At 55.3% G+C, this 3,317-nt stretch carries 2 tRNA genes and 2 rRNA genes; all 4 read left to right on the plus strand.

What is annotated here, in order from left to right:
- Positions 1-66 precede the first annotated feature (66 nt).
- Positions 67-1,553: ribosomal RNA gene (locus tag H536_RS0122140) — 16S ribosomal RNA — on the plus strand.
- Positions 1,554-1,830: 277 nt separating this feature from the next.
- A tRNA-Ile gene (locus tag H536_RS0122145) sits at positions 1,831-1,907 on the plus strand.
- A 33-nt stretch (positions 1,908-1,940) separates the two neighbouring features.
- Positions 1,941-2,016: transfer RNA gene (locus H536_RS0122150), tRNA-Ala, on the plus strand.
- 462 nt (positions 2,017-2,478) lie between these two features.
- Positions 2,479-3,317: ribosomal RNA gene (locus H536_RS0122155) — 23S ribosomal RNA — on the plus strand; the annotation flags it as partial.

The following is a 3,317-nucleotide window of genomic DNA, read 5'->3' on the forward strand; positions in this document are numbered from 1 at the left end:
GGTTTTAAAAGTATCTCTCGTCGAATGCTTTGAGACAGTGACTAATGGTCGGGAACAACTCTTATCAAACCTGAGAGTTTGATCCTGGCTCAGAACGAACGCTGGCGGCAGGCTTAACACATGCAAGTCGAACGCATCCTTCGGGGTGAGTGGCAGACGGGTGAGTAACGCGTGGGAATCTACCCATCCCTACGGGATAGCTCCGGGAAACTGGAGATAATACCGTATACGTCCTCCGGGAGAAAGATTTATCGGGGATGGATGAGCCCGCGTTGGATTAGCTAGTTGGTGGGGTAATGGCCTACCAAGGCGACGATCCATAGCTGGTCTAAGAGGATGATCAGCCACATTGGGACTGAGACACGGCCCAAACTCCTACGGGAGGCAGCAGTGGGGAATATTGGACAATGGGCGCAAGCCTGATCCAGCCATGCCGCGTGAGTGATGAAGGCCCTAGGGTTGTAAAGCTCTTTCAGTGGGGACGATAATGACGGTACCCACAGAAGAAGCCCCGGCTAACTTCGTGCCAGCAGCCGCGGTAATACGAAGGGGGCTAGCGTTGTTCGGAATTACTGGGCGTAAAGCGCACGTAGGCGGACATTTAAGTCAGGGGTGAAATCCCGGGGCTCAACCCCGGAACTGCCTCTGATACTGGGTGTCTTGAGTGTGGTAGAGGTGAGTGGAATTGCGAGTGTAGAGGTGAAATTCGTAGATATTCGCAGGAACACCAGTGGCGAAGGCGGCTCACTGGACCACAACTGACGCTGAGGTGCGAAAGCGTGGGGAGCAAACAGGATTAGATACCCTGGTAGTCCACGCCGTAAACGATGGAAGCTAGCCGTCGGAGGATTTATCCTTCGGTGGCGCAGTTAACGCATTAAGCTTCCCGCCTGGGGAGTACGGTCGCAAGATTAAAACTCAAAGGAATTGACGGGGGCCCGCACAAGCGGTGGAGCATGTGGTTTAATTCGAAGCAACGCGCAGAACCTTACCAGCTCTTGACATGCCTCGACGGTATCCGGAGACGGATGCCTTCCTTCGGGACGAGTGCACAGGTGCTGCATGGCTGTCGTCAGCTCGTGTCGTGAGATGTTGGGTTAAGTCCCGCAACGAGCGCAACCCTCGCCCTTAGTTGCCAGCATTCAGTTGGGCACTCTAGGGGGACTGCCGGTGATAAGCCGAGAGGAAGGTGGGGATGACGTCAAGTCCTCATGGCCCTTACGGGCTGGGCTACACACGTGCTACAATGGCGGTGACAGTGGGCAGCCAACTCGCGAGAGTGAGCTAATCCCAAAAAACCGTCTCAGTTCGGATTGCACTCTGCAACTCGGGTGCATGAAGTTGGAATCGCTAGTAATCGTGGATCAGCATGCCACGGTGAATACGTTCCCGGGCCTTGTACACACCGCCCGTCACACCATGGGAGTTGGTTCTACCCGAAGGTGGTGCGCTAACCTAGCAATAGGAGGCAGCCAACCACGGTAGGGTCAGCGACTGGGGTGAAGTCGTAACAAGGTAGCCGTAGGGGAACCTGCGGCTGGATCACCTCCTTTCTAAGGACGATCCCTCACGGCGTCCGGTCCGTCATCTCGCAAGAGGTGGCCCGCCGGGCTTCCCGTATCGGATTGTTTTAGAACAAAGGTCCCGTTAGTCAGACGGGGCCGCGCAGAACAAGAGCGCCAACGAACCCTTCGCAAGGAGGGTGTACGGCGTGATGGCAGGCACCGCCGCCTTCGTTTCTCTTTCTTCCCTGGATGAATTGCCGGACCATTGCGTCTGGTGTCGCAGGCCCGTCACGGGTTTGTGGGACCGGTAGGCTCGACACGGTTCGGGCCCGTAGCTCAGTTGGTTAGAGCGCACCCCTGATAAGGGTGAGGTCGGTAGTTCGAATCTACCCGGGCCCACCATTTGGTCGGCACCGGTCGACGGCACCCGGACATGGGGCTTTAGCTCAGCTGGGAGAGCACCTGCTTTGCAAGCAGGGGGTCGTCGGTTCGATCCCGACAAGCTCCACCATTCGTCGGCAGTCGCCATCCAGGAGAAAGACAATAGTTTGCAGCCTCGAACTTCGGTTCGTGTGTCTGCCTGTTCTCAATCATCATCGTGAAGAAGAAGACGGATCTCGAAGGTCGTCATTTTGGCCAGCTTTGCTGGTCATGCCCCGCTCAGGGTTTGGACGATCTGTCGACGAAAGGTTCTAAGTGAAGGGTTCATCGCCCGGCACTGGAGACAACAAGCCTTTCGTCCCATGATCGATGTGCCTGACCGCACATTGTCGGGGTCTGTCTCAAGAAGCTGGTCTTTCGTCGATCGGGTTTAGCCGCCCGGTCGACAGATAGAACACCGCTGCAGGATCTTGGACGAGGTTGCACACCTTGCCGGGATTTGCGGTGTTCGAAGAGGACATTGTGAATGTTCGCCTCTCTCTCCTGGTGCCGCTGATGCGGGGCCGGGATGGTGGGCATTGACGATGAGAATGATCAAGTGACTTAAGGGCATTTGGTGAATGCCTTGGCATGCACAGGCGATGAAGGACGTGATACGCTGCGATAAGCCATGGGGAGCTGCGAATAAGCTTTGATCCGTGGATTTCCGAATGGGGCAACCCACCTTTGACGCCTGTTAAGTTCAAGCGGTTGGCAAGACTTCGTGTTTTGCGAACCGTTTGGATTAACAGGTGTCTATAAAAGGTATCTAACTCTGAATACATAGGGGTTAGAAGCGAACTCGGGGAACTGAAACATCTAAGTACCCGAAGGAAAGGACATCAACCGAGACTCCGTCAGTAGCGGCGAGCGAACGCGGACCAGGCCAGTGGCCATCGAGAGAAGAAGCGGAACAGGTTGGAAAGCCTGGCAAGAGTGGGTGATAGCCCCGTACGCATAATGTCTCCGATGGTCCTCGAGTAGGGCGGGACACGTGAAATCCTGTCTGAAATTAGGGGGACCACCCTCTAAGCCTAAGTACTCGTGCATGACCGATAGCGAACCAGTACCGTGAGGGAAAGGTGAAAAGCACCCCGACAAGGGGAGTGAAATAGTACCTGAAACCGAATGCCTACAAACAGATGGAGCTCAAGGTTCGTCCTGGGTGACATCGTACCTTTTGTATAATGGGTCAGCGACTTAGTCTGGCGAGCAAGCTTAAGCCGATAGGTGGAGGCGTAGCGAAAGCGAGTCTGAACAGGGCGTTCAGTTCGTCGGATTAGACCCGAAACCGAGTGATCTAGCCATGAGCAGGTTGAAGGTGCGGTAACACGCACTGAAGGACCGAACCCATATCTGTTGCAATAGATCGGGATGACTTGTGGCTAGGGG

It is taken from the genome of Aurantimonas coralicida DSM 14790 (genome assembly GCF_000421645.1).
Classification (GTDB): Bacteria; Pseudomonadota; Alphaproteobacteria; order Rhizobiales; family Rhizobiaceae; genus Aurantimonas; species Aurantimonas coralicida.